Annotated in this window: 4 protein-coding genes; all 4 read left to right on the forward strand. The window is 71.0% G+C overall.

From position 1 onward, the window contains the following. Positions 1 to 1,405: urease subunit alpha (locus AC2VOR_RS10690; RefSeq protein ID WP_486963761.1), on the forward strand; the 1,405-nt coding region annotated here is incomplete at its 5' end. A gap of 345 nt (positions 1,406 to 1,750) precedes the next feature. Next, positions 1,751 to 2,386, forward strand: a complete 636-nt coding sequence (locus tag AC2VOR_RS10695) for an urease accessory protein UreF (protein ID WP_369738540.1) — start codon at positions 1,751 to 1,753, stop codon at positions 2,384 to 2,386. 16 nt (positions 2,387 to 2,402) lie between these two features. Then, a complete protein-coding gene (gene ureG, locus AC2VOR_RS10700) occupies positions 2,403 to 3,080 on the forward strand; it encodes an urease accessory protein UreG (protein WP_486963762.1) in 678 nt (225 codons plus the stop codon). Further along, a partial coding sequence (locus AC2VOR_RS10705; RefSeq protein ID WP_486963763.1) for an urease accessory protein UreD occupies positions 3,080 to 3,582 on the forward strand: 503 nt, incomplete at its 3' end. The genes ureG and AC2VOR_RS10705, both read left to right, overlap by 1 nt.

The raw sequence follows: 3,582 nt of genomic DNA on the forward strand, positions 1-3,582 counted from the left end.
GTCGGGGGTGCACCCGGACCTGGTGGTCGGGCCGTCCACCGAGGTCATCGGGGGCAACGGCCTGATCGTGACCGCGGGGGCGATCGACAGCCACGTACATCTGATCTGCCCGCAACTCATGCCCGAGGCGATCGGCTCCGGCGTCACCACCATCGTCGGGGGTGGCACGGGGCCCGCCGAGGGCAGCAAGGCCACGACCGTCACCCCGGGCGCCTGGCACCTGGGCCGCATGCTGGAAGCGCTGGACGGCTGGCCGGTCAACTTCGCGCTGCTGGGCAAGGGCAACACCGTCAGCGCCGAGGGCTTGTGGGAGCAATTGCGCGGCGGCGCTTCGGGTTTCAAACTACACGAAGACTGGGGATCGACCCCGGCGGCCATCGACGCCTGCCTGACGGTCGCCGACGCCGCCGGTGTGCAGGTGGCGCTGCACACCGACACACTCAACGAGATGGGGTTCGTCGAGGACACCCTGGCCGCGATCGCCGGCCGCTCGATCCACACCTACCACACCGAGGGCGCCGGCGGTGGCCATGCGCCCGATATCATCAAGGTCGCCGGCCAACCCAATGTGCTGCCCAGCTCCACCAACCCGACCCGCCCGTACACGGTGAACACCCTCGACGAGCACCTGGACATGCTGATGGTCTGCCATCATCTGAACCCCGCGGTGCCCGGAGATCTGGCGTTCGCCGAAAGCCGGATCCGGCCGTCGACGATGGCGGCCGAAGACGTTCTGCACGACATGGGCGCCATCTCGATCATGGGCAGCGACTCGCAGGCCATGGGCCGCATCGGCGAGACGGTGATGCGGACCTGGCAGACCGCGCACGTGATGAAGCGCCGCCGCGGCGCGCTGCCCGGGGACCCCTCGGGTAGTCAAGCCGCCGACAACAACCGGGCGCGCCGCTACGTCGCTAAGTACACCATCTGCCCGGCGGTCGCCCACGGCCTCGACCACGAGATCGGTTCGGTGGAGCCGGGCAAGCTCGCCGACCTGGTGTTGTGGGAGCCGGCGTTCTTCGGGGTGCGCCCGCACATGGTCATCAAGGGCGGCATGATCGCCTGGGCGGCGATGGGCGACGCGAACGCCTCCATTCCCACCCCGCAGCCCGTGTTACCGCGGCCGATGTTCGGCGCCGCCCCGTCCACCACGAAGGCGACCTCCGTGCATTTCGTCGCGCCCCAGGCCATCGACGCGGGCCTGGCGGACAAGCTCGCGGTCGCCAGGCCGCTGGTGCCGGTCCGGGATGTGCGCGCCGTGGGCAAGGCGCGGCTGCCGCTCAACGACGCCCTGCCCGACATCCAAGTCGACCCGGACACCTTCACCGTGCGTATCGACGGCGAGGTCTGGCCGGAGCAACCGCCGGCCGAGCTGCCGATGGCACAACGTTATTTCCTGTTCTGACACCCGCGACTGTTCGGCTCAGCTATTCGCACGGCCGAGACGGGCCGTCGTCGCCTCGCTGATCTCCACCCATCCGCTCGACCGGGCTCATCGGGGCGGCAGCCGACCGGCACATACCGGGCTCATCATCGGCCCGGACCTGGTATCCGGGGCGACCGGCCGACCGCAAGACCAGGGCGACGGCGCGGGGCCGGCGCAGCCGCCGATCCCGCACCCTTGAGCCCCCGGGCGTCGGCAGCGTTGGCACCGGGGCGTGGCAGGATCGACGAATATGTCCACCCTCCTCATGCCGAGCCCGCGGGAGCGGCCGCCGTCGACCGATGCCGCGGGAACGACCGTCGCCCGATGATGTCCCTGGCGATGCTACTGAGCCTGGCGGACTCGCGGCTGCCTACCGGCGCGCACGTACACTCCGGCGGCGTCGAAGAGGCCGTCACCAGCGGCCTGCTGACCAACATGGAGACCCTCGAAGCCTTCCTGCGCAGAAGGATTCGCAGCCACGGGCTGGTCGCCGCGTCCATCGCGGCCGCGGTTCACCGCGGTGAGCTCACCCCACTCGACGCCGACCGGGAGGCCGACGCGCGCACCCCGTCCCCGGCGTCCCGGCAGGCCTCGCGCAGCCAGGGCCGGGGGCTGACGCGGTTGGCGCGACGGGTCTTCCCGGATGTGGACTGGGACGTCCTGGGCCCCCACCCGCACCTGGCCGTCGCCGCGGGCCGGGTCGGTGCGGCCGGCGGACTGAGCCCCGAACATGGGGCGCTGAGCGTCGTCTACACGACGATGACCGGCTCGGCGACGGCCGCGCAGCGGCTGCTGGCGCTGGATCCCGCCGACGTGGCGGCGTGCACGATTCGGCTCGCGCCACTCTGCGAACACACTGCGGCCGAAGCTGCCAAGGGACTGGCCGACTTGTCCGACCCGCTGCTCGATACGCTCGCAGAGCGGCACGCCGAACGCGAGCGGCCCCTTTTCTCATCGTGAAAGGTCTTATAGGACAGTGAGTTCCGAGCATTCCCACACCCACACTCATGCCGTCGACCGACCCCGGCGCGTCCGCCGCCCCGGCGAGCCGCTGCGCATCGGGATCGGGGGACCGGTCGGCTCGGGCAAGACGGCACTGGTCGCCGCGCTGTGCCGGCAGCTGCGCGACGAGCTGTCGCTGGCGGTGGTGACCAACGACATCTACACCACCGAGGACGCCGACTTCCTGCGCAGGCACGCGGTGCTGCCCGACGACCGTATCGCGGCCGTGCAGACCGGCGGCTGCCCGCACACCGCGATCCGCGACGACATCACCGCGAACCTCGATGCGATCGACGATCTGATCGCCGCCCACGAAGCGCTGGACCTGATCCTGGTCGAGTCCGGCGGCGACAACCTCACCGCCACGTTCTCGTCGGGACTGGTGGACGTACAGATCTTCGTCGTCGACGTCGCCGGCGGCGACAAGGTTCCCCGCAAGGGTGGGCCCGGCGTGACCTTCTCGGACCTGTTGGTGGTCAACAAGACCGACCTGGCACCGCTGGTGGGCGCCAGCCTGGAGGTGATGGCACGCGACGCCGACGCGGTGCGCGAGGGCCGTCCGACGGTGTTGCAGTCCCTGACCGAGGACCCGGCCGCGACCGGCGTGCTGGCGTGGGTCCGGACCCAACTGCGCGAGGCGGCCGGCCTCTGATGCGCTCCGAGCTCCTGCTGGTCGCGTTCCCGAAGCGGTTGCCGCGCATCGAATGCCGGGGCGGTGGTGTTACCGCGCGCTGCACCACACCGGACACGGTGCACCTGGTGTCCACAGCCGCCACCCCGCTGGGCGGCGATGCCGTCGACATCCGCGTGGTCGTCGAGCCGGGAGCGCGGCTGAAGATCCGCAGTGCCGCGGCCACCGTCGCGCTGCCGGGGCCGGCGACCCCGACCTCACATTCCCGGTGGGCGCTGGAGGTGGCCGGTGACCTGGACGTCGACGTCGAGCCGACGGTCGTCGCCGCCGACGCGCGTCACCTGTCCGGCATTTCGCTGCGGCTGCACGACCAGGGATCGATCCGGCTGCGTGAGCGGGTCCAGATCGGCAGATTCGGTGAACGGGAAGGATTCTGGTCGGGAGCGCTGTGCGCCGACCGCAACGACCGGCCGTTGACGAGGCACCGGGTGGAGTTGGGTGCCGGATCCCTGGCCGACGACGC

Source organism: Mycobacterium sp. TH-M103 (assembly GCF_057473785.1).